The sequence below is a fragment of the Bartonella sp. B17 genome, assembly GCF_053795755.1.
Genome location: NZ_CP200032.1, coordinates 158,793 through 182,269, shown reverse-complemented (window position 1 = coordinate 182,269; position 23,477 = coordinate 158,793). Strand labels below are relative to the sequence as shown.

Below are 23,477 nucleotides of genomic sequence, written 5' to 3'. Positions count from 1 at the left end.
TTGGATTTTATGTTTGATGAAGAGAAATCAATATTAAGGAGTTTCTTTATGGCAGAACATAAGCCTGATGTAATGTATGGTACGACTATTATTACTGTACGAAAAGGCGACAAGGTAGTGATGGCTGGTGATGGCCAAGTTTCACTGGGACAAACAATTATGAAATGTAATGCACGTAAAGTGCGTCGTCTTGGAAAAGGCGGAGCAGTTATCGCTGGTTTTGCAGGAGCTACAGCAGATGCTTTCACATTGTTGCAGAGGTTAGAAACCAAGCTTGAACAATACCCTGATCAGCTTATGCGTGCATGTGTAGAACTTGCAAAAGATTGGCGAACAGATCGCTATTTGCGTCGTCTTGAAGCAATGATGCTCGTAGCTGACAAGAAAGTAACTTTAGCGCTAACAGGGCTTGGTGATGTCCTAGAGCCAGAGGATGGAGTTATGGCGATTGGTTCTGGTGGTAATTTTGCCCTTTCTGCTGCAAGGGTACTTATGGATATGGATTTGGATGCAGAAGCCATTGCTCGTAAAGCTATGGATATTGCCTCTAAAATTTGTGTTTACACCAATGATCATTTCACAATCGAAACATTGGATGTAGAATTATCTTCTTTAGAGAAAGCTATTTGAATGTGTGTTGTATTTTCCCCTCGTGAGACTGTTTCTGAACTTGATCGTTTTATTATTGGTCAAAATGATGCTAAACGTTCTGTTGCTATTGCACTACGCAACCGGTGGCGTCGACAACAGCTTGATGCTCCAATGCGTGAAGAAGTAATGCCAAAAAATATTTTGATGATAGGACCAACAGGTGTTGGAAAAACAGGTATAGCGCGTCGATTAGCAAAGCTTGCTGGAGCACCTTTTGTAAAAGTTGAAGCTACTAAATTTACTGAAGTGGGTTATGTGGGGCGTGATGTTGAGCAGATTATTCGTGATCTTGTTGAGATTGCAATTTCTCTTGTGCGTGAAAAAAAGCGGGATGAAGTCAAAGCAAAGGCGCACATTAATGCTGAAGAGCGTGTTTTAGATGCTCTTGTTGGTAAAACGGCAAGTCCTGCTACCCGTGATAGTTTTCGCAGAAAATTGCGCGATGGTGAACTGGATAATAAAGAAATTGAAATAGAATTAGCTGATAATAGTAGCAATAGTGCTTCAACTTTTGATATTCCTGGTATGCCTGGTGCACAAATGGGAATTATGAATTTGTCAGATATTTTTGGCAAAATGGGTAATCGTACGAAGATCCGTAAAACAACAGTAAAAGATGCATATAAGCCGCTTGTTTATGATGAATCTGAAAAACTTCTTGATCAAGATCAAATTATTCAAGAAGCGCTGCGCGTCGCTGAAAATGACGGAATTGTTTTTATCGATGAGATTGATAAAATCGCAACCAGAGATGGTGGAGCAGGTGCCGCCGTTTCGCGTGAAGGGGTTCAACGGGATCTTTTGCCTTTGGTTGAAGGAACGACAGTTGCCACAAAATATGGACAAATCAAAACAGATCATATCCTTTTTATTGCTTCAGGTGCGTTTCATGTTTCTAAGCCATCTGATTTATTGCCAGAGCTTCAAGGTCGTTTGCCTATCCGTGTGGAGCTAAATGCTTTAACAAGAGAAGATTTACGACGCATTCTAACCGAACCGGAAGCTAGTCTGATTAAACAATATATCGCTTTAATGGCAACGGAAGAGGTGCAATTAGAAATTACCGATGATGCGATTGATGCTTTAGCGGATATTGCTGTAGATTTAAACGCAAGGATTGAAAATATAGGGGCACGTCGTTTGCAAACGGTGATGGAGCGTGTTTTGGATGAAATTTCTTTCACTGCGCCTGATAAAGCAGGGACTTTGTTTAAGGTTGATGCTGCTTACGTCAGACAATCTATAGGCGATCTTGCTGCTGATGTTGATCTTTCACGTTTCATTCTTTAACGATTGCTTGTTCTCATCGTCTATCGACGTGCTTCGATAATTTTGAAACCAGGAGTATCTTCATTTATCCATACTGTATGAAAAATATTTCTTAATAGTGTTTCATAAGGCAGGTGGCGGTTAGCAACAAGAAGCAGTTTGCCACCTGGTTTTAAATGTTTTGCAGCATTTATAATGAAATGCTGACCTAATGAAACATCTGTAACTTGCTGTATGTGAAATGGTGGATTTGAAATGATTGTATCATACAGTTCTGTGATGGGCTCGTGCACAAGATCATGCCAATAAAAATGAATCGGAAGAGAAGTTGTTATATGCTGCAGGTGCTGTTTTGCAGCCTCTAGAGCGTTATAGTCGGCTTCATAAAGATCAAGTGTAGTTAATTTTTCACTTCTTTCAAGTGCAACGTAAGAAAGGAAGCCCCAACCAGCACCAAAATCGGCGGTCTTTCCGGAAATTGCTTTGAGCATATGTAAAGCAAGCGCAGCAGATCCTAGATCAATACGCCCGTGCGAGAACATGCCAGAAGTGGTTTGAAATTTGTTTTCAAAAGAAAGTGGTGGTGAGCGCAATTGTGCAATGTTCTGCTTGTCTATTTGTTGTGGGACTTGAAGCCAGAATACTAAACCGTGATTTTTAGATAATTTATTTGTTATGGGAACAATTGTTTTGACCCATTTCATCATTGAAGCAGCGCCAGCAGTTTTATTCCCACCAATAACAATCCATCCACCAGGTTTAACGCGTTCTAATAAATCGAGAAAACAATTTTGGTTAAGTCCACGATATTTGCTTAAGTGCAAAAGTGCACCATCATATATGGAAGTTTGATCTATGTTGGGAGAACAGCAAAATTTGGCATCGGAAAATTTCAAAAAGTCTGGTCGCCAAGGTGTTATAACTTTCAAATTTTTTGCCCATTCTGGAGCAGGGGGGGCAATTAAACCAAAACTCAGCCAATATTGGTTGGGTTTGGGAAATGGAAGATCACAATTTTTAAAGGGTAAAAATAATAACACATGTGACTCTTTTAAAGAAAAATGCCATGCTAATTTTAGGATGGCATTTTATTTCATGATAAGAAAGAAATATTAACCTTCTTTTTTCTTACGACGGCGCTTATTTTCAGATGTATTTTTTTCATCAGCGCCATTTTCTTTTTCTGTTTTTACTAAATCATCACTAACAATTTCTTCACCAGTTTGTTGGTCAACAATTTTCATTGATAATCGAATTTTACCACGTTCATCGAAATCCATTAATTTGACCCAAACTTTATCACCTTCTTTAACAACATCTGTTGTTTTAGCTACACGTTCTGATGCGAGCTGAGATATATGAACAAGCCCATCGCGTGAGCCAAAAAAGTTTACGAACGCGCCAAATTCAGCAGTTTTTACAACTGTTCCTTGATAGATAGCACCAACTTCAGGTTCATCAACAATCGAATGGATCCATTGTTTTGCTGCTTTGATGATTTTAGCATCAGTAGAAGCAATTTTAATTGTCCCATCGTCTTCAATATTAATTTTAGCTCCAGTTTGTTCCACAATTTCTCGGATTACTTTTCCACCAGAGCCGATAACATCACGAATTTTATCGACAGCAATGTTCATAATTTCAATGCGTGGAGAAAATTCACTAAGTTCATCACGCGCGCTGGTTAAAGCTTTGGCCATTTCGTTAAGAATATGGATTCGTCCACCTTTGGCTTGCTCAAGTGCGATTTTCATAATTTCTTCGGTAATACCATCAATTTTGATGTCCATTTGCAAAGCAGTAATACCATTTTCTGTGCCTGCTACTTTAAAATCCATGTCACCAAGGTGATCTTCATCTCCTAAAATATCAGATAGGATGGCAAAGCGCTCGCCTTCTTTAATCAATCCCATGGCAATACCTGCAATGGGACGTGTTAAAGGAACACCAGCATCCATCAGCGCAAGTGAAGTTCCGCAAACTGTTGCCATTGAAGAAGATCCATTTGATTCAGTAATTTCTGAGACAGCGCGAATAGTATAAGGAAAAGATTCTTTAGCTGGCAACATAGGATGAATGGCGCGCCATGCCAATTTTCCATGCCCAATTTCGCGGCGTCCAGGGGAGCCAAGACGTCCCACTTCTCCCACTGAAAATGGCGGAAAATTGTAATGGAGAAGGAATGTTTCTCTGTACATACCAGTTAAGGAGTCAACATATTGTTCATCTTCACCAGTCCCTAGTGTCGCAATAACAATTGCTTGTGTTTCTCCGCGGGTAAAAAGTGCTGACCCATGTGTTCGAGGCAAGATACCAACTTCCGATTGGATTGGACGCACTGTTGAAAGGTCGCGTCCATCAATGCGCTTTCCTGTATCAAGAATGTTTGCACGGACAATTTTTGCTTGCAATTGTTTGAAGACGGTTGCAATTTGATCGGCACTAAATTTACAATCCCCCTCGATTTCTTGCGTCAATTTGTTGATAATTTCTGTCTTTACAGCATCAATTGCAGCATGGCGTTCTTGTTTATCAGTAATTGTATAGGATTTTTTTATATCCTGCTCAGCCATTTTCAGCATAGCATTTTCAAGATCCGAGAGATCGTCAGGAATGAAATCACGAGGGTCTTTTGCAGCAACTTCAGCAAGCTTAATTATAGCATCAATAACAGGTTGAAAGCCTTTGTGCCCAAACATTACTGCATCCAACATTACATCTTCAGGCAATTCTTGTGCTTCTGATTCAACCATCAATACCGCACTTTCTGTTCCTGCAACGATAAGATCAAGTTTTGATTCAGGCATCTCATCGATATTGGGATTAAGAACGTATTGTCCGTTACAGTAGCCAACACGAGCACTAGCAATGGGTCCCATGAAAGGAACTCCTGATAAAGTTAGTGCAGCAGAAGATGCAATCATTGCAAGAACATCAGGATTATTTTCGAGATCGTGCTGTATGACAGAAACGATGATTTGCGTTTCATTTTTATAACCGTTAGCAAAGAGAGGTCGAATTGGACGATCAATCAAACGTGAAATTAATGTTTCATGTTCACTAGGCCGGCTTTCACGTTTAAAGTATCCTCCAGGGATTTTGCCAACAGCGTAAGATTTTTCTTGATAATTAACTGTGAGTGGAAAAAAATCTTGATCTGGTTTTGGATTTTTTGCCGACACAACGGTTGCTAAGACAATGGTTTCACCATAGGTAGCAATTACTGCACCATCAGCTTGACGCGCTATTTTCCCTGTTTCAAGGGTGAGAGGCCGACCAGCCCATTCAATTTCTACTTTATGCGTTTTGAACATTTTTTATCCTTAATGGCCAGTGTTCACATCTTAAATGTTAAGTGTTCACAATTCCAGTTCTGTTTAGCATGTTTTAAAGCTATGGGCAGGATAACAAAACACTTCTGTTTTTTGTGCAAAAAGAAAAAATAAATCGCAATTAAAACGCGAAGCACTCAGTAATCCTATTCCATGACGGTTATTCAGTAATTTTTAAAGTTTTTAACTAAAAACAGTAAAACAGAATAAGTGGATGGATTTTATAAAACACCATCCACTCATTTTCTTTTAGCGACGTAAACCTAATTTTCCGATAAGTATCTGATAACGATTTGAATCAGTTTTTTTAAGATAATCAAGAAGGCGACGGCGTTGAGATACCATTTTTAAAAGACCACGACGAGAATGGTTATCTTTTTTGTGAGATTTAAAATGATTAGTTAAATTAGAAATACGCTCAGAAAGTACAGCAACTTGCACTTCTGGTGATCCTGTATCTCCGGCTTTATTTGCATATTCTGCAATAATAGCTTGTTTACGTTCAACTGTAATCGACATCGTATTATCCTTTCAAAAAACAAAGCACCAAACTCATTCCCTAGCCGAGATGTCGTTCAGCAAGGGTTTGCGAAGAAACAAGAAGAGCAGGAGACTCTTACTTGCCTTGGCATTTATATAGGAAAGAAGGTTAAAATGCTAGTCCTTGAAGCTAGTCCTTAAAGGTATTTCAAAAAATCTTCCTTAATAAATGATTTTGCTTTGAAATGTTGATTTTAAGGATGTTTTATGAGAAATTTTAAGAAAAATTACGTATTCTTTTATATAAGAATTACTGCTTTGCATAGCGTATTTATGGGGGCAAGGGCGATAGAATGTCGATTTGGAGGCAAAAGGTGCAGAGCATTTCAACATTAAAACTTTTTCGTAATTCGATATTTCGTAATTTATGGTCAGCCACACTCGTTTCTAATTTAGGGGGGCTTATACAAAATGTAGGAGCCGGTTGGTTGATGGCGTTGATTAGTTCTTCGCACTCTATGGTTGGGCTTGTTCAAAGTGCGACGGTGTTGCCACTTGTTGTGTTTTCTTTGATAGCAGGAGCATTAGCCGATAATTTTAATCGGCGTCGCATTATGTTGTGTGCGCAGATTATTATGATGGTTCTATCAATTAATTTAGTTATTCTGTCCTATCTGGAACTTTTGACTCCTTGGCTTTTACTATGTTTTACATTTTTGATTGGATGTGGAAACGCTTTTTATAATCCTTCTTGGCAAGCAACAATGGGAGATATTGTAAGTAGAGAAAATATTCCTGCTGCCGTTAGTCTAAACAGTGTTGGCTTTAATTTGATGCGTAGTGTAGGACCTGCTATTGGTGGTGCTATCATTGCTGTTCTAGACATAACTGCGGCTTTTTTATTCAATGCGATAAGTTATATTTTTTTAATTGGCACTTTATTTTTGTGGAAACCAAATTATAAAAGCAATCCACTGCCACGGGAGAGATTTTTAGGAGCTATTGCAGATGGTTTGCGCTATGTTGCTATGTCACCTAACCTCCTTAGCATTATGGTCAGAGCATTCCTTTTTGGGGTTGGAGCGATTTCGATTTTGGCACTATTGCCGATTATTGTGCATGAAACTCTTGGAGGGAGTGCATTTCTTTATGGTACGTTGCTTGGTTGTTTCGGTTTAGGAGCGATTGTTGCTGGCGTTATTAATTCAACTGTACGGCATTATTTTAAGTCAGAAACGATTGTTGTAGGTTCATTTATTGGTTCTGCTTTTTCTTGTTTTTTGTTGGCAATAAGCCGTTCATTGATTATAAGTCATTTTGTGTTGTTTCCAGCAGGTTTATGTTGGGTTTTAGCGTTATCGTTGTTTAATACATCTGTACAACTTTCTACTCCACGTTGGGTTGTTGCGCGTGCTTTATCATTATATCAGACCGCATCTTTTGGCGGTATGGCCATTGGAAGCGCAATTTGGGGCGCTGTCGCGGATGGTTATTCTCCAGTAATTGCTTTGAGTGCTTGTGCTTTATTTTTGGTTTTTGGAGCTCTTGCAGGAATAAAGTTTAAAATTCAAGAAATTCCTCAGATAGATTTTGATCCCCTTGATCATTTTAGAGAGCCGGAGCTTTTACTCGATTTGAAAGCACGAAGTGGCCCAATTATGATTATGATCGATTATCAAATTCATGAAAGTGATCTTGAAGAATTTCTCAAAGTGATGACACGTCGTCGTCATATTCGTTTACGTGATGGTGCTCGCCAATGGGTTCTTTTACGTGACCTTGAAAGACCTGAATGTTGGACAGAAGCTTACCATATGCCAACATGGGTAGATTATTTGCGCCATAATCATCGTCGTACAAAAGCAGATGCAGAGGTGAATAAGCACCTGCGTCGCTTAAATTATGCGCCTAATGGTATAAGAATACACCGCATGATTGAGAGGCAAACAATACCACAAGTCAATGAAATGCATTTAAAACCATCTGCTGACCACTTACCTTAATAATTTAGGGGCAAGCATAAAACAATGAGATTGTTCTCACTGCTTTATGCGAATGAAAAAATATTCTTTCCGTATAATGTTGTCGTAGACAGGCCGCTTATATTAAGCGGTTGCTTTTATTAAATTGTGAAAATTCGCTTCGGTTTAAATTGACTTTTGTCAAGAGAACCTATGGCGAGAAGTTGATCTTTGTAGATCACACAAACTTCGTCGTCATCAATGGATGCATTATGATCAAATAGAAATACTGGATTTCCCATTTTTACACGTTGTGCTTGTGTTTCGCTAAGAGTATAATGAGAAAGGCAATCCAGTGCAGCTCCTGTTTTTATTAATAATCCATCAAGTTCTGTGAAATCTTTTTGCTGAAGGGTACCATTTTGATTTGTTGCACTACTATCGCGTATTGCTGCTTTTAGCTCATCCCATGTAATGAGATCATCTTCATAAAAAGGTGCTACTGCAATGCGTCTTAAATTATCAATATATCCATAACAACCAAGATCACGCCCCATATCGCGTGCTAAGGAACGTACATAGGTTCCTTTTCCGCATGTTATTTCAAAGACACTATGCTCTTTGGTGGTTGCTTCGATTAATTTAAAAGTTTTTATTTCCACTTGTCGTGGCGGAATTTCAACAATTTCACCTTCACGTGCTAAATCATAGGCGCGATTCCCAGCAATTTTAATTGCTGAAAATTGTGGAGGTGTTTGCCAAATAACACCTGTATATTTAGGGAGAAGAGCAAGTATCTCTTCTTGTGTTGGACGTTTAGAAGATGTCTTAGTGACTTCACCTTCTAGATCGTCTGTTAAGCGTTCTTCTCCCCAAATGATATGAAAACGGTAAGTTTTTGTACCTTTCATAACATAAGGCACAGTTTTAGTCGCTTCGCCTAATGCGATTGGTAAAAGTCCAGAAGCAAGTGGATCAAGCGTGCCTGCATGTCCTGCTTTTTGCGCATTAAAGAGCCATTTAATTTGTGAGACAGCTTCTGTTGACCTCATTCCTTTTGGTTTATCAAATATTATCCAACCAGAAATAGAACGCCCTTTTTTTTTACGTTTCTCTGTCATGCTTTTTTTCCTCACGTTCATCATTATTGCTTAGATCACGTGCTACTTCGGGGGAGCGGAGTAGGGCATCAATTTTTGCAAAATTATCAAAACTTCTATCAAGCCGAAAACGCAGTTCTGGTATATATTTCATTTGCCGCAACGAATGGCTGACTTCTCCACGAATAAAGCGACTATATTTATTTAGGATATTAACGATATCAGCATTAGAATCGTTATTAAGAGTGAAGAGAGGAGAAATAAAGCAAGTAGCAATTTTTAAATCTGGCGACATGCGCACTTCAGAAACAGAAATCACAATCTCTTTTAAAATATTGTCAAGTAAAATACCTCGTTGCAGCGCATGAGCTATCGCATGACGCACTTGCTCTCCTACCCTTAATTGTCGCTGTGATGGATTTACATTTTTCATTAAAGTTTTACCTTTGTTACAATTCTTCTTCTTTTTACACTGAATGTGTAAAAAGAACGGAAGAATTGCATGTAAAGTCCAATAACTTTGCTCATTTTACAAAAGAGAAAAGCTATTAGGCTATTTTACAATGTGCGATTAATATGTTCGACGCGGAAGGTTTCAATGATGTCTCCTGCGCGCATGTCTTCATAATTTTCGAATGCTATTCCACATTCTTGACCACTTTGTACTTCATCGACTTCATCTTTAAAGCGCTTAAGCGTTTTAAGCTTTCCTTCATGAATAACAATATTATCACGAATAAGGCGAACACCAGCTCCTCGTTCTATCTTACCTTCTGTAACGCGACATCCAGCAACTTTTCCGATTTTTGTAATGTTGAAGACTTCCAAAATTTCAGCATTGCCAAGGAAAGTTTCACGTTTTTCTGGAGAAAGCAACCCTGACATGGCTGCTTTTATATCATCAACAAGATCATAAATGATGTTATAATAACGAATTTCAATTCCTTGTGTTTTGGCTGAAGCATGTGCTTGTTTATTTGCTCGAACATTAAAGCCAATCACAGCAGAATTGGAAGCCTCAGCAAGTGAAATATCACTTTCAGTGATACCTCCAGCACCAGAATGTACAATGCGTGCCTGTACTTCATCATTTCCTAGCTTTTCTAATGCTGAAGCAATTGCTTCAATCGATCCTTGCACATCTCCTTTAATAATAAGAGGAAATTCTTTAACGCCAGTGGTTTGTAACTTGCTCATCATTTGTTCAAGGGAACCACGAGAACCAGTTTGCCGAGCGACAGCTTTATCACGTGCTAATCGTTGACGATACTCAGAAATTTCTCGTGCTTTTGCTTCATGAGTAACAACAGCAAAACGGTCACCAGCTTGTGGTGTTCCTTGCATACCCAAAATTTCAATTGGTGTAGAAGGAACAGCTTCTTTGATGTGACGACCATGATCATCAATCAAGGCGCGCACACGCCCCCATTCATCACCAGCAACAATAATATCAGAAGGATGCAATGTACCTTTTTGAACAAGAACTGTTGCAACAGATCCGCGACCCCGATCTAGTTTAGCCTCAATGACAACACCTTCTGCTGTTCTTTTTGGATCTGCTCTCAGGTCAAGAATTTCAGCTTGAAGAAGAATAGCTTCAAGAAGTTTATCAAGATTTTGACCTGTTTTAGCCGAAACTTCAACTTCCAAAGTTTCTCCGCCCATGCTTTCAACAAACACTTCATGATGTAGAAGTTCTGTCCGCACTTTCTGCGCATCAGCAGCAGGTTTATCAATTTTGTTGATAGCAACAATAATGGGAACACCAGCAGCTTTGGCGTGATTAATGGATTCAATTGTTTGCGGCATAACACTATCATCAGCGGCTACAACCAGAACAGCAATATCCGTAACGCGGGCTCCACGAGCGCGCATAGCTGTAAAGGCAGCGTGCCCAGGTGTATCGATAAAGGTAATTTTTTGACCATTTTGTTCTACTTGATAAGCACCAATATGCTGCGTAATACCTCCTGTTTCACCAGACGCAACATTGGCTTTTCGAATAGCATCGAGAAGAGACGTTTTTCCATGATCAACATGACCCATAATTGTTACAACTGGTGGACGTGGCTGCATTTTACTAGGATTATCAATAATATTAAAGATGCCTTCTTCTACGTCAGATTCTAATACACGCTTAACAGTATGACCAAATTCAACGGCAATAAGTTCAGCAACATCTGCATCAATAATATCGCCAGGTTTCATCATTTGTCCCTGCTTCATCAAAAATTTAATTACATCAACGGAGCGCTCAGTCATACGTTGTGCAAGTTCTTGAATGGTAATGGTTTCAGGTAGAATCACTTCGCGAGAAATTTTTTCTCGTGGTTCTTGGTTTTGTGCACGTTTAAACTTTTCCTGTCTGCGGCGCATTGCAGCCATTGAGCGCCCACGCGCACTGCCTTCTTCATCCAGTGCGCTATTAAGAGTAAGCTTCCCACGACGTCTTTCATCTGCTCCTTTTATAACTTTTGGCGTACGCACCTCTGACTTAGAAGAGTTAGAACGTCTACTGTGTCTGTCATCATCTTTATCATCATCATCTTTGCGTTTTTCAATCGCATTTGTATTTTTAGGAGCTACAGGTTTAGGCTTTACAGGGATATCTACCGTTTCTGTTACGGGTAAAACAGGAGATGTGGGTTGAGTTTCTATCACGGGATTCTCATTTTCCTGTTTTACTTTTTCCTCTTCAGCTGCTCGCTGCAAACTTGCTTCACGCTCTTTAGCCTGTCTTTCTTGTTCTTCAGCTTGTTCACGTATTATTTTTTCTTGGATGTGTGCTTCTTCTAACGCTCGAAGTCTTGCCTTCATTTCGGCTGATGAAAGATTATTTTTTGCTACAGGCTCATTTGGAGCTGCTTCTTCAAATTTTGGTTTGGAACGCTGGGTTGCTACATGTGGTTTCGTAATTGGCTGTGGTGTTTCAGTTTTTTCATCAGGCCGCGTAATTTTGCGCCGCTTAGTTTCGACAACTACAGCCTTTGTGCGGCCATGACTAAAGTTTTGTTTGACTGTGCTAGTTTCTAGGACTGAACGTTTTAAAGTAAGCGTTCTCTTGACTGTTATTTTGTCATTATTATTTTCACTCATTGTCTTTCCTTCACGGCTTGCGCAGTCATTTCACCAAGCTTACTGTGCTTGTCATCACGATAAGCGATCAGTTTGTGTATCGCTTTGAGAAACCCCTCTGCAGCCTTTATATTTAGTAAGGCTACATGCATCACAGGATTAGTTCCAAAAGCCACTTTCATTTCATTATTTGTAAATAAAGATATAGTTTCTATATTCCAACTCATTTGTTGTTGTATTGCATGAATGGCTTGTGAAATTTTTCGTTTTCCATCTTCTGTAGCTTCCTTGGCATGAAGTACAAGAATGACTTGGCCAGAACGGATAGCTGCATCAACTTTTGTTGCTCCTGTGACAACGGCACCTGCTTTTCGCATCATGGAAAGGCTTCCAAGGGCAGCATTTAGCAAAAGTGCATCTACAATATGCGCAAGATTTGACGCAACTTCAACATCTGTTTTTAAACTTTTGCTAAAAGCTTTTTGTTTTATTGCTTTCTCAATGATAGAGTGGTGGGCAGAGACCCATACGCCACGTCCAGGTAAATTAGATTTAAGGTCAGGGACAATTTGATTATTGGGACCAATAACAAAACGGATCAGCGTTTTTGCTGAAGCATTTTTTCTTGTCACAATACAGGTCCGCTCACTCATTTAAAATGTATCCACATTCAAATTATCTATTTTTTCATTTTCTGCAGAATTTTCTGTAACAAGGTCAGCTTGGTCTATCCAGCCTGCTTGTACACGTGCGGCTAAGACCATAGCCTCTGCATCTGCACGTGTAATATCAAATGGGGTGAGTATACCAGAAAAATTTTGCGTTTGGCCTTCTTTGCGTTCTCTCCAGCCCGCTAAATCGTCGACTGCATAACCTGCAAAATCTTCCATTGTTTTCACACCATCTTCGCCAATAGCAACCAACATAGCACTTGTCATTCCAGGAAGCGTTCGCAATTCGTCAGAGACACCGAGTTGTTTGCGTTTTTCATCAAGTTCTTTTTCTTTGCGATCTAGGAATTCGCGTGCACGACTTTGGATTTCTACAGCAGTTTCACGATCAAAACCATCAATGGAAGCGATTTCCTCAATGTCAATATAAGCAACTTCTTCAATGGAGGAGAAGCCTTCTGATGCTATAACTTGTCCGATCATTTCATCAACATCTAAAGATTCCATAAACAGTTTGCTGCGTTCAGTAAATTCTTTTTGACGGTTTTCAGATTCTTCTTGTTCTGTTAAGATATCAATATTCCATCCTGTTAATTGCGAAGCTAGACGAACATTTTGTCCACGTCGACCAATAGCAAGACTAAGCTGGTCATCAGGCACAACTACTTCAATACGTTCTGCATCTTCATCAAGGACGACTTTGGAAACTTCGGCGGGCTGCAACGCATTGACTATAAATGTTGCAGCATCAGGTGACCAAGGAATAATATCAATTTTTTCACCTTGTAATTCTGCAACAACAGCCTGAACGCGACTTCCGCGCATTCCAACACATGCTCCAACAGGATCAATTGAACCATCACGTGAGACAACGGCAATTTTAGCACGTGAACCTGGATCGCGAGAAACAGATTTAATTTCTATAATACCATCATAAATTTCTGGTACTTCCATTGTAAAAAGCTTTACCATAAATTGAGGGTGTGTGCGTGAAAGAAAAATCTGCGGACCGCGTGATTCACGATGCACATCACTAACAAAAGCACGAATACGATCTCCATAGCGAAAAGATTCTCGTGGAATAAGTTCATCACGTCGCACGATAGCTTCACCGCGCCCTAAATCAACTATAACATTGCCGTATTCTACGCGTTTTACTGTGCCAGAAATAATTTCACCAATTTTATTTTTAAATTCTTCGTATTGCTGGTCACGTTCTGCATCACGTACTTTTTGTACAATAACCTGTTTTGCCGATTGTGCTGCTATGCGTCCAAAATCCATGGGAGGTAAAAGATCAGGCAAAAAATCACCAATTTTTGCATCTGTTTGGCGCTTAAGCGCATCAGATAAAGAGATTTCAGTTGTATAATCTTCAACGATATCAACAATTTTAAGCAAACGCTGTAATTTAATTTCACCTGTTTTGGAATTGATCTCAGCACGGATATTGGTTTCTTGACCATAACGAGAACGCGCTGCTTTCTGAATAGCATCAGCCATCGCAGAAATAACAATTTCACGGTCAATCGACTTTTCACGTGCAACAGCATCTGCAATTTGCAGAATTTCAAGCCTGTTAGCGCTTATAGCCATCGATTTTCTCCTTCTTTGTACCACAACGATGGGGTTGGATCCCAGCGATATTAATTGTTATAATTTGATGCCTATTTTTAGACGTTAGGACTATCATCAGAAATTAGTTGCTGACTTAAATCTTTATTTTTTTTCAATGAATCGCGAATAAGTTCATCTGTAAGAACTAAATGCGCATCGATGACATCATCAAAAGGAATGGAGATATCTATGGTCTCTCCAGAGGCAGCTTTATCAATGTTTAAGGTAAAATCATCTTTCGTGGTATTCATGAGTGTTCCACGAAATTTTCGGCGTCCATCAATTGCTATTTTTGTTTCAACTTTTGCAATGTGTCCTTGCCAATGAAAAAAATCAGATTTCCTTACCAACGGACGATCAATCCCAGGGGATGATATTTCTAAATGATATTTGCGTTCAATAACATTTTGTACATCAAGGAGAGGAGATAAAGTTCGACTGATAGTTTCGCAATCGTCTATTGTCATAGAACCATCAGCACGCTCAGCCATAATCTGAAGCGTTAGGCCATTTAGACTAAGGAGCTGGATGCGAACTAAACGAAAGCCTAAAGGCTTAAGCACTGGTGCGATAAGAGCAGCAACTTGTGCCTCTATACCATTCTCTTCAAATAGACGCGGCTCGTCAATGTTGTTCATTCTTTCAGTTCCGCTTATATACTTTATTGAAGCTGGTTTTATCAGCTTCATGATATTAAAAAAGAGCGGACCCAAATGACCCACTCTTCATCATAAGACTAAGAATTCACTTATTGATACTCTTAAATTTAAAATTTTTCAAGTTGTTTATAATGTAAAGCATTCTATCATTTATTTTTTAATAAAAGTGAGATAGGTAGGTATTCGTCCTTCACGTAAAGCTTTTGCTTCATAACGGGTGCCTAGCCATAAAGAATAAGGGTTTTTCCAATCTTCAGGGCTTTCTGCTTTCCACTCAAAACTGTGATGATGTGTACAATGGTATAGAGTCCAGTTTGTGTAGCTATCTATATCGCTGGCAAAGCGAAATTTTTTACCTGTTTTAAGAACGCGAGCAAAACGATTAAGATTTTTTATATTGATGAAACGTCGTTTCCAATGCTTTTTTTTAGGCCATGGATCAGGATAAAAAAGATCTATTCCATCAAGTGAGGCATTTGGTAACCAATCAAGGAGGCGTGTAGCATCATCATTATAAAGGCGAAGATGATTTTGATGTTGTTGATGTTTTTCAATCGACATTAACATTTTTGCCATACCATTGATGAAAGGTTCTACACCGATAAAACCAGTTTGTGGGAAATGTTCCATTTCATGGAGCAAGTGTTCACCTCCACCAAAGCCAATTTCAAGACGGACTTCTCTTACTTTACTCGAAAATAAAGATTTTAGATCTGAAGGTGTTGGTGTATCTAAATCGATGTTAAGAATTGGAAGAAGCATTTTTATACGCGTACGCTGGTTGTTTCGTAGCCGTTTTCCTTGTCGGCGACCAAAAAAGGCTTCATTCATACGTGTGTTATAGTCCATCATGGAGCTTTAATCATTGTTTGAAGTTTTTGAATGAGATCAGTTTTTTCCCATGAAAATGAACCATCACTCTTTGGCTTGCGTCCAAAGTGACCGTAAGCGGCTGTTTTTGCATAAATGGGTTTGTTAAGACCAAGATGTTTTCGAATGCCTGTTGGTGAAAGATCAATTATTTTGCGGATTGTAGCTTCAAGGATACTTTCATCAACTTTTCCTGTTCCATGGAGATTAAGATAAATGGATAAAGGTTGTGCAACGCCAATCGCATAAGATAGTTGAATAGTGCATCGCTCAGCTAAATCAGCTGCAACAATATTTTTAGCTAGATAGCGTGCAGCGTAAGCCGCAGAGCGGTCGACTTTTGTGGTATCTTTTCCTGAAAATGCTCCTCCACCATGAGGTGCTGCACCCCCATAAGTGTCAACGATAATTTTGCGTCCTGTCAGCCCTGCATCACTTTTAGGACCACCGATGACAAATTTTCCGGTTGGATTAATGTACCAACTGCATTGATCAGAAATGGGAATATCATGTAAAGCGTGACGAATATAAGGTTCAACTACTGTGCGTACTTTATGGGAACTCCAGTTTTCATCCAAATGCTGTGTTGAAAGAACAATGGATGTTACCTCTACAGGTTTTCCATTTTTATAACGTATTGTTATTTGGCTTTTAGCATCTGGTCCTAATTTTCCAGTTTCGCCTTCTTTTTTGTGACGCGCTTCTGCTAGAAGCTTTAGAATTTTATGCGCATAATAAATTGGAGCAGGCATAAGATCTGGTGTTTCACGGCAAGCATATCCAAACATGATGCCCTGATCACCTGCTCCTTCTTCGCCATGCCGATCTATAGCATTATCAACTCCTTGTGCAATGTCCGCTGATTGTGGGCGCAACAAAACGTCAATTTTAACGGTCTTCCAATGGAAACCTGCTTGCTCATAGCCTATTGCACGAATAGCATGGCGTGCTACTGCACGAAAACGAGCAGGATCAATGAGTGGAAAACCAGTTTCATCATAAACAAATTTTCCATTTTTATCTCTTTTAAGGAGTGTATCAGGAACTCGTACTTCACCAGCAATAACAACACGATTTACACTGACTAAAGTTTCACAAGCAACACGTACTAACCATGGATCAGTACCAGTTCTTTGAGATTCTTTGTAGATCATATCAACGACTTCATCGGAAATACGATCGCAAATTTTGTCAGGATGTCCTTCCGATACTGATTCACTTGTAAAAAGATAATCTTGATGCGGCATAGGAGCTCCTTCAAAAAAGAAAATCAACACTTTATTAATCGTCTATTAAAGCCGCTCCTATTTGCCAATACCACGGCAAATCGTCAATGCTTATTTGTAAGATAATAGAAAGAAAGGATATGTTTTTATTTTATAGCTTATCTGCCAAATCTTCTTCTTCAGAAAGTGCTTTTGCCAAATCAATGATTTTTCGACGGACTTTGGCATCAGATATATTCGTGAAAGCTCGCATAAGTTGGATTCCTTCATTACTAGAACAAAAGTCCATAAAATTGTTATCGCTTTCAGCAAAACCTTCTACATGCTGGGTAGCAATGCCCTTATCAAAGAAGTAAGAAACAGGCACATCCATAATTTCTGCGATTGCTTGAAGGCGGCTTGCCCCAATACGGTTTGTACCTTTTTCGTATTTTTGAATCTGCTGGAAAGTAATGCCCAGTTTTTCTCCCAATTTTTCTTGAGTAAGTCCTAAAATATTACGACGCAAACGAATACGAGTTCCTACGTAAATATCTATAGGATCAGGTCTTTTTTTAGTCTCGGTCATATTGCAACTCTTTATTTCCAGCGCTTTATTTCCAAACTAACATCAGATTCACATGAGGTTAGTTTATCATACAATTAAAATAATGTGTAACATCTTTTCCCAACGTTATTGGCACACATAATATAGCACCGCACATGGGCACTCGATCATCGAGGCTGTTTTGTAGAACCAAAACCAACGCGACACAATAGCATAAGAATGAATAAGATAAAAGTAGATATTATTCTATATTCATTGCTCCATACAAGGGCAATTGATGATGGAATCGGTGAATCAATAATGCCAACAGCATCTTGCTCAAGAGCTATAACGATTCGTCCATAAGAATCAATGACAGCGGATATTCCATTATTAGCTGCTCGTATAAGAGGGATTCCCAGTTCAACTGTACGTAGTTGTGCTTGTTGAAGATGTTGATATGGACCAGGGGTTATACCAAACCATGCATCATTTGTAACATTAATGATTGTTTGAGGAGGATGACCTTTAAAAGTCATTTCATTAGGAAATATTGCTTCATAACAAATAAGGGGAAGATAAGAAAATCCATTTGGCATCATGACAGTTTTGCGTGCATTAGCAGTACTGTATCCACCAACATTATCAGCAAGAGCATGCAATCCAACTTTACTGAACAAATTTTTATAAGGAAGATATTCACCAAAAGGAACCAGATGAAGTTTATCAGAAGTGTTTAAAATATCACCCTTTGCGTTAATAACTACCATTGTATTAAAATACCGCGTTTTAGAATGAGGGGCATCATTACTAGTTCGCACAGCTCCAACAATGACCCATTGCTTAGGTTTAAGAAAAGAAGCGATGTGTGTTGTAAGAGCAGATGAATCATTGAGAATGTAAGGGATGGATGCTTCAGGCCATACGATAAAATCGGGTTCTGGCTTTTGATCAGCTGTTGGTGTTGTGCTTAGCTTTATATGAGCTGCCAATATCTTTTCTGATGTCGTATTATCTAATTTTTCGTTTTGTTGAATAGAAGGTTGAACAATGCGTACCCAATAACCGCTTTTTTGATAATCAGTTGTGGCAGATGCGGTATTGAGACGGTAAAATCCAAAACCACTATGGATTAATATAAGCAACAAACAAAGAAAAAGTGCCAATTTCTTTTTTTCATCCGTTAATAAAACAGTAGGAAAGCTGTAGGTTAAGACAGCAAGAACATTCATCCCATAAAGCCCTACAATTGCATCTGATTGCATGAGCATCGGAGTGGGCATAGCTGTATAACCAAGAGAATTCCATGGAAATCCCGTAAACAAGATAGCACGCAACCATTCTGCCAGTCCTAACGCGAAGGCCAAGACAAAGAAGCGCGCTATCCCCTTTGTCCATAACAAACCAACAATGAAACCAGCAAAAAACCAGTAAAGGGAAAGATAAATAGGAGGACCAAAAATAGCAAATGGCACCGCCCAACTAAAAGTAGCTGGCTCTATCAGTAAAGCACTGCTTAGCCACCAAAGACTACAAATAAAATAACTAAAGCCAAAAATTCCGCAACTTAAAGCATAAATTAGAAGGCACTTTTTATTGTTTTGAATGATATTTATTTTGTCAAGCAAAACGATAAAAACGGGAAAAGTAAAAAAGCAAATAGGTGTCAAATAAAAAGGCGGAAGTGCAAAAGATGTTAATGCACCACATAAAAATATAAGCATTTGCCGCTTCCAGCCAGTAACAGAAAGTAAAAAAAGCGTGAATCTGTTTAAAAACATTTGGCTATTTTTTAAAAATGACATTTTATTTAAAATTTTCACTTTCTGAGATACGAAAAATGCGCAATCGTTTAATTCGGCGTTTATCAGCTTCTAAAATACGAAAGCGATAACCTGGTACAGCGTCAATAACTTCACCTTTTGCAGGAATGCGGTCAAGAATAGAAACAATTAAACCACCAATAGTATCAACTTCATCACCGTATTTTGCTACGATAAAATTAGAACCAAGAGCTTTTTCTACATCTTCTAGTTCAGTTCTTGCATCAACAAGCCATCTATTATTAGGTTCTTTTATGATAGCGTTGTCGACATCATCATGTTCATCTTCGATATCCCCAACGACTAATTCGACAATATCTTCCATAGAAACTAGACCATCTGTGCCACCATGTTCATCAATAACCAAAGCCATTTGTGTTCGTGTAGCTTGCATACGTGTTAATAATTTGTTTGCCATCATAGAACTTGGAACAAAGAGAACTGTTCGAATGAGATCCAGTTCACCAATTGGTGTACGCAAATCTGCATAATTTAACTGAAGAAAATCGGATGTTTGATCAGTTTGAGCCAATTTAGTAATAAAGTGAGTCATATAATTAAGGATATCACGGATATGGATCATTCCCCGCGGATCATCTAGGGTTTCAGCATAAACAGGTATGCGAGAATGACCAATTCTTGCAAAACATTTAAGAGCTTCTCCAAGAGAAGTATTTATTTCTAATGCTTCAATTTCAGAACGTGGAATCATAACATCATCAACGCGCGCTTCGCGCAAACGTAAGATATTATGAAGCATGATACGTTCTTCTGGTGAGAAGAAAGATGTATTTTTTTCGTTATCAGCAGAAAGTGCAACTGCAAGATTATCGCGCAATGATGTATAATTGCGGCCACGTAAGAACGAAAATAAATTATTTATTAAGGAGTTTTTTTCCGTAGAACCTGTCCGTTGAGAAGGGGGATCTTCAATATTAGAAGATGTTTGATTGCTTTTTTGTGCGTTAACTTTGTCTATCATGGTTTTAAAATCTTTTAAATTTTCCTTTTTATAACAGATGCATAAACTATTTTAAATTGTGTGGTTATAGTATTGATTTAAAAAGTTAAGTTTTATTATTTTAAGACAATTCAGTATAGGGATCTTTTATGGAGAGCTTTTGAAGGATTTCTCTCTCAAGCTTCTCCATTTGGTAGGCTTCATCGTTTGTTTCATGATCATAGCCAAGAAGGTGAAGAACACCATGTACAATCATATGCGTCAAGTGATCCTGAAAGGATTTCTTCTCTTTTATTGCTTCAAGCAAAACCGTTTCTCGCGCAATAATGATATCACCGAGCATGAGTTGAGGGGAATCTCCAATTTTAAGAGGAAAAGCAGGAAAAGATAGCACATTAGTGGGTTCGTTTTTATTGCGCCACCGTGCATTGATTTGTGCCATATGTTTGTCGTCCGTAAAAAGCAGGCTAATTTCGCTTACAATATTCTCTAGTGATAAATGGTGCATTGTAGTTGTTAATGCTTTTTCAGCGATATCATAAAGCACTCGTTTATCACACCACCCAGAGCTTTCAATAGTTATATCAATGGTAATCATGACGAATAGAATTCATTTTTTTGATGAAGCTTATGAGAGTGGCATTTTTTATTTTGTATAATAAAATCATTATCATAAGCGCGGACAATCGCGGCAACAAGAGGATGGCGTACAACATCTTGTTCACCGAAACGAATGATTACAATATTTTCTACATTTGAGAGAATACGCATTGCTTCGATTAAACCTGATTTTTGTCCTGCAGGCAAATCAATTTGACTTACATCGCCAGTTATGATCATTCGTGTTCCTTCTCCAAGACGTGTAAGAAACATTTTCATCTGCATGGGTGTGGTGTTTTGCGCTTCATCAAGAATGACAGCTGCATGAGCAAGTGTTCGTCCACGCATAAAAGCAAGGGGAGCAATTTCCATGGCGCCAGAAGCTAAAATACGTTCCACTTTTTCGGTTGGCATCATATCATAGAGTGCATCATAAAGCGGTCGTAAATACGGATCAACTTTTTCTTTAAGATCTCCAGGAAGAAAACCAAGATGTTCTCCAGCCTCAACAGCAGGACGTGAAAGAATAATGCGATCAATAATACCACGTTCTAAAAGCATTGCTGCATGGGCAACGGCAAGATATGTTTTGCCTGTTCCTGCTGGTCCTACACCAAAAACAAGTTCACTACGTTCCATTGCGCGTATATAAGAATCTTGTGTTGAAGTTCGAGCGTAGATTATTTTTTTATGCGTACTTAACCGTGCTAATGTATGCTTCTTTACAGATTTCGTTGTTGCTGGAGACTCTTGCTGTTCTTGTAGCAAATTTGCCATGGCAATCACTCCTTCTGTATCCGATAAAGTGAGCTCTTGATGTGTTTTAGCGAGTTTGTAAAGCTGCTGTAATACATATTGTGCTTGCTTTGTGGCAGCAATTTCTCCACGGATTGAAATCTCATTGCCGCGCGGATGAATATGAAGCCCGAGCTTTTTTTCAATACAAGCAAGATTTTCGTCAAATTTACCAAATACAGTTTTTGCATATTTATTGTTTTCAAAAATTAAAACAATATGATTAACATCCGATGCACTTGCTTTTTTTAAGATATCAGCATTTTCAGGGCAAATATTTATTCTTTCTTTAACGCGCTTTACTTTTTCGGTTAAAGCCCTCAACCCACTCTCCTACGTTTAAAAAGTATTGTATATTTTTTGGGATAATCTTTATAAAAAAACAGCTTATTTCTCATAGGGTATAACTTTAAATATGATCACTTTTTGCAGAAATAAAATAGTTCTCTAAAATCTATTTTGAATAAGGTATAAAGAATGTGTTTATACATTTGCTGCTTCACCGACAAAACTGTTTGAGCTCGCATTTTTAATATGAATAGCCATTACGGTGCCTGTAGATGCTTCTGTATCCAATACAACAGGTAAAAGCCAAGGGGATCGACCTATCATTTGTCCAGAGTGACGACCTGCTTTTTCAATGAGAACATCAGTTGTTTGTCCAATTTTTGAGCGCAAGAACGCATGCTGCTGTTCAAGGAGAAGAACTTGCAAACGCTGAAGTCGAGCATCCTTTACAGCTTCATCAACATGATTTTTCATTATTGCGCCAACTGTTCCAGGTCGAGGTGAATATTTGAAAGAGTACGCTGAGCTGTATTGCACTTGTTTTATAAGTTTGATAGTTTCCTCAAAATCTTCATCTGTTTCTCCTGGAAATCCTACAATAAAATCACCTGAAAAAGCAATATCAGGTCGTGCTGTACGAATTTTTTCTATGATATCAAGATAGTGAATGCTTTTGTGTTGGCGATTCATTGCTTTTAAAATGCGATCCGAACCCGATTGAACAGGAAGATGCAAATAAGGCATTAATATGTCAAGATCTCGGTGTGCAGCAATAAGACTGTCATCCATATCACGCGGGTGACTAGTTGTATAACGCAGACGCTTTAAACCATCCAGTTTGGCAAGATGATGAAGAAGGTCACCAAGACGCCAAGTTTTTCCATTAGCACTTTGTCCATGCCAACTATTCACGTTTTGTCCAAGAAGTGTGATTTCTTTGACACCAGCTTCAATAAGTTGGCGTGCTTCTTCGGTAATTTGTTCGACAGGTCGCGATATTTCGGCACCCCGTGTGTAAGGCACAACACAAAAAGTACAAAATTTATCACAACCCTCCTGTACGGTTAAAAATGCACTGACGCCACGTTTTCTTACAGCACGTTTATTATGAGGCGGTAAGTGAGCAAATTTGTCTTCAACAGCATAATTTGTTTCGACAATTTTTTTCCCCTGTTTGGCTTGTTTTAATAAATCCGGTAAGCGGTGATACATTTGCGGGCCAATGACAAGATCAACCGTTGGTGCACGACGTAAAATTTCACTTCCCTCAGCCTGTGCAACACAACCCGTTACACCGATCATTAAAGGTTTGTCAGGTGTCCGTTCTTGACTCATCACCCGCAAGCGACCAAGATCAGAATAGAGTTTTTCTGCTGCTTTTTCGCGAATATGACAGGTATTAACAAGAATAAGATCAGCGTCATCTGGTGTTTGTGTAGTGATATAACCCTGTGAACTTAAGCTATCAGTCATCCGCTGACTGTCATAAACATTCATCTGACATCCATAGGTTTTGATAAAAACCTTTTTAGGAGCAGCAGGAGATAGATTTTTAGGATTTTCTTGTTTCATA

The 23,477-nt window shown here is 38.8% G+C and carries 20 protein-coding genes; 3 read left to right on the top strand and 17 right to left on the bottom strand.

What is annotated here, in order from left to right:
- Positions 1-48 precede the first annotated feature (48 nt).
- Together hslV and hslU are read left to right on the top strand one after the other, a co-directional pair.
- Positions 49-630 carry an ATP-dependent protease subunit HslV gene (gene hslV / locus V4B18_RS00910; protein ID WP_455475986.1) on the top strand — a complete coding sequence of 194 codons (582 nt, stop codon included), beginning with the start codon at positions 49-51 and terminating at the stop codon, positions 628-630.
- Entirely contained in the window at positions 631-1,941 is a 1,311-nt protein-coding gene (hslU, locus tag V4B18_RS00905; RefSeq protein ID WP_455475985.1) for an ATP-dependent protease ATPase subunit HslU, read from the top strand.
- A gap of 20 nt (positions 1,942-1,961) precedes the next feature.
- On the opposite strand, the gene V4B18_RS00900 is transcribed toward hslU, so the two are convergent.
- The 3 genes from V4B18_RS00900 to rpsO form a co-directional block, all read right to left on the bottom strand.
- Positions 1,962-2,960 carry a class I SAM-dependent methyltransferase gene (locus V4B18_RS00900; protein WP_455475984.1) on the bottom strand — a complete coding sequence of 333 codons (999 nt, stop codon included), beginning with the start codon at positions 2,958-2,960 and terminating at the stop codon, positions 1,962-1,964.
- Between the two features lie 72 nt (positions 2,961-3,032).
- On the bottom strand, positions 3,033-5,234 hold the full coding sequence (gene pnp / locus V4B18_RS00895) for a polyribonucleotide nucleotidyltransferase (RefSeq protein ID WP_455475983.1): 2,202 nt from the start codon (positions 5,232-5,234) through the stop codon (positions 3,033-3,035).
- Between the two features lie 267 nt (positions 5,235-5,501).
- On the bottom strand, positions 5,502-5,771 hold the full coding sequence (gene rpsO, locus V4B18_RS00890) for a 30S ribosomal protein S15 (RefSeq protein ID WP_455475982.1): 270 nt from the start codon (positions 5,769-5,771) through the stop codon (positions 5,502-5,504).
- Between the two features lie 335 nt (positions 5,772-6,106).
- On the opposite strand from rpsO, the gene V4B18_RS00885 reads away from it, so the two are divergent.
- Positions 6,107-7,735, top strand: coding sequence for an MFS transporter (locus tag V4B18_RS00885; RefSeq protein ID WP_455476492.1), 1,629 nt, complete (start codon positions 6,107-6,109; stop codon positions 7,733-7,735).
- A gap of 119 nt (positions 7,736-7,854) precedes the next feature.
- On the opposite strand, the gene truB is transcribed toward V4B18_RS00885, so the two are convergent.
- The 14 genes from truB to miaB all read right to left on the bottom strand — a co-directional run bounded on the left by truB (position 7,855) and on the right by miaB (position 23,476).
- Positions 7,855-8,814 carry a tRNA pseudouridine(55) synthase TruB gene (truB, locus tag V4B18_RS00880; protein ID WP_455475981.1) on the bottom strand — a complete coding sequence of 320 codons (960 nt, stop codon included), beginning with the start codon at positions 8,812-8,814 and terminating at the stop codon, positions 7,855-7,857.
- Entirely contained in the window at positions 8,798-9,226 is a 429-nt protein-coding gene (gene rbfA / locus V4B18_RS00875) for a 30S ribosome-binding factor RbfA (RefSeq protein ID WP_455475980.1), read from the bottom strand. Before rbfA ends, truB begins: the two co-directional genes overlap by 17 nt.
- 125 nt (positions 9,227-9,351) lie before the next feature.
- On the bottom strand, positions 9,352-11,889 hold the full coding sequence (gene infB / locus V4B18_RS00870; RefSeq protein ID WP_455475979.1) for a translation initiation factor IF-2: 2,538 nt from the start codon (positions 11,887-11,889) through the stop codon (positions 9,352-9,354).
- Positions 11,886-12,521, bottom strand: coding sequence for an RNA-binding protein (locus tag V4B18_RS00865; protein WP_455475978.1), 636 nt, complete (start codon positions 12,519-12,521; stop codon positions 11,886-11,888). Before V4B18_RS00865 ends, infB begins: the two co-directional genes overlap by 4 nt.
- The gene (gene nusA / locus V4B18_RS00860) at positions 12,522-14,135 is read right to left on the bottom strand and encodes a transcription termination factor NusA (RefSeq protein ID WP_455475977.1); all 1,614 of its coding nucleotides are present in this window, start codon (positions 14,133-14,135) and stop codon (positions 12,522-12,524) included.
- A gap of 77 nt (positions 14,136-14,212) precedes the next feature.
- Complete coding sequence (gene rimP / locus V4B18_RS00855) at positions 14,213-14,845, bottom strand: ribosome maturation factor RimP (protein WP_455476491.1); 633 nt, start codon at positions 14,843-14,845, stop codon at positions 14,213-14,215.
- Between the two features lie 120 nt (positions 14,846-14,965).
- The gene (locus tag V4B18_RS00850; protein ID WP_455475976.1) at positions 14,966-15,667 is read right to left on the bottom strand and encodes a tRNA (guanine(46)-N(7))-methyltransferase TrmB; all 702 of its coding nucleotides are present in this window, start codon (positions 15,665-15,667) and stop codon (positions 14,966-14,968) included.
- Positions 15,664-16,932 carry a methionine adenosyltransferase gene (gene metK, locus V4B18_RS00845; RefSeq protein ID WP_455475975.1) on the bottom strand — a complete coding sequence of 423 codons (1,269 nt, stop codon included), beginning with the start codon at positions 16,930-16,932 and terminating at the stop codon, positions 15,664-15,666. Before metK ends, V4B18_RS00850 begins: the two co-directional genes overlap by 4 nt.
- 130 nt (positions 16,933-17,062) lie before the next feature.
- Positions 17,063-17,479, bottom strand: coding sequence for a helix-turn-helix domain-containing protein (locus tag V4B18_RS00840; protein WP_455475974.1), 417 nt, complete (start codon positions 17,477-17,479; stop codon positions 17,063-17,065).
- A 146-nt stretch (positions 17,480-17,625) separates the two neighbouring features.
- The gene (gene lnt, locus V4B18_RS00835) at positions 17,626-19,242 is read right to left on the bottom strand and encodes an apolipoprotein N-acyltransferase (RefSeq protein WP_455475973.1); all 1,617 of its coding nucleotides are present in this window, start codon (positions 19,240-19,242) and stop codon (positions 17,626-17,628) included.
- 1 nt (position 19,243) lies between these two features.
- A complete protein-coding gene (locus V4B18_RS00830; protein ID WP_455475972.1) occupies positions 19,244-20,242 on the bottom strand; it encodes a hemolysin family protein in 999 nt (332 codons plus the stop codon).
- 100 nt (positions 20,243-20,342) lie between these two features.
- Positions 20,343-20,819, bottom strand: a complete 477-nt coding sequence (gene ybeY / locus V4B18_RS00825; protein WP_455475971.1) for an rRNA maturation RNase YbeY — start codon at positions 20,817-20,819, stop codon at positions 20,343-20,345.
- A complete protein-coding gene (locus V4B18_RS00820) occupies positions 20,816-21,940 on the bottom strand; it encodes a PhoH family protein (protein WP_455475970.1) in 1,125 nt (374 codons plus the stop codon). Before V4B18_RS00820 ends, ybeY begins: the two co-directional genes overlap by 4 nt.
- A gap of 159 nt (positions 21,941-22,099) precedes the next feature.
- Entirely contained in the window at positions 22,100-23,476 is a 1,377-nt protein-coding gene (miaB, locus tag V4B18_RS00815; protein ID WP_455475969.1) for a tRNA (N6-isopentenyl adenosine(37)-C2)-methylthiotransferase MiaB, read from the bottom strand.
- Position 23,477: the final 1 nt, after the last annotated feature.

Bases quoted from the DNA above. Each gene is read 5' to 3' on its own strand.
- V4B18_RS00865 (WP_455475978.1), bottom strand. From the start codon at position 12,521: ATGAGTGAGCGGACCTGTATTGTGACAAGAAAAAATGCTTCAGCAAAA.
- hslU (WP_455475985.1), top strand. From the start codon at position 631: ATGTGTGTTGTATTTTCCCCTCGTGAGACTGTTTCTGAACTTGATCGT.
- ybeY (WP_455475971.1), bottom strand. From the start codon at position 20,819: ATGATTACCATTGATATAACTATTGAAAGCTCTGGGTGGTGTGATAAA.
- lnt (WP_455475973.1), bottom strand. From the start codon at position 19,242: ATGTCATTTTTAAAAAATAGCCAAATGTTTTTAAACAGATTCACGCTT.
- rpsO (WP_455475982.1), bottom strand. From the start codon at position 5,771: ATGTCGATTACAGTTGAACGTAAACAAGCTATTATTGCAGAATATGCA.
- V4B18_RS00850 (WP_455475976.1), bottom strand. From the start codon at position 15,667: ATGATGGACTATAACACACGTATGAATGAAGCCTTTTTTGGTCGCCGA.
- truB (WP_455475981.1), bottom strand. From the start codon at position 8,814: ATGACAGAGAAACGTAAAAAAAAAGGGCGTTCTATTTCTGGTTGGATA.
- rimP (WP_455476491.1), bottom strand. From the start codon at position 14,845: ATGAAGCTGATAAAACCAGCTTCAATAAAGTATATAAGCGGAACTGAA.
- hslV (WP_455475986.1), top strand. From the start codon at position 49: ATGGCAGAACATAAGCCTGATGTAATGTATGGTACGACTATTATTACT.
- rbfA (WP_455475980.1), bottom strand. From the start codon at position 9,226: ATGAAAAATGTAAATCCATCACAGCGACAATTAAGGGTAGGAGAGCAA.
- metK (WP_455475975.1), bottom strand. From the start codon at position 16,932: ATGCCGCATCAAGATTATCTTTTTACAAGTGAATCAGTATCGGAAGGA.
- pnp (WP_455475983.1), bottom strand. From the start codon at position 5,234: ATGTTCAAAACGCATAAAGTAGAAATTGAATGGGCTGGTCGGCCTCTC.
- miaB (WP_455475969.1), bottom strand. From the start codon at position 23,476: ATGAAACAAGAAAATCCTAAAAATCTATCTCCTGCTGCTCCTAAAAAG.
- nusA (WP_455475977.1), bottom strand. From the start codon at position 14,135: ATGGCTATAAGCGCTAACAGGCTTGAAATTCTGCAAATTGCAGATGCT.
- infB (WP_455475979.1), bottom strand. From the start codon at position 11,889: ATGAGTGAAAATAATAATGACAAAATAACAGTCAAGAGAACGCTTACT.
- V4B18_RS00830 (WP_455475972.1), bottom strand. From the start codon at position 20,242: ATGATAGACAAAGTTAACGCACAAAAAAGCAATCAAACATCTTCTAAT.
- V4B18_RS00840 (WP_455475974.1), bottom strand. From the start codon at position 17,479: ATGACCGAGACTAAAAAAAGACCTGATCCTATAGATATTTACGTAGGA.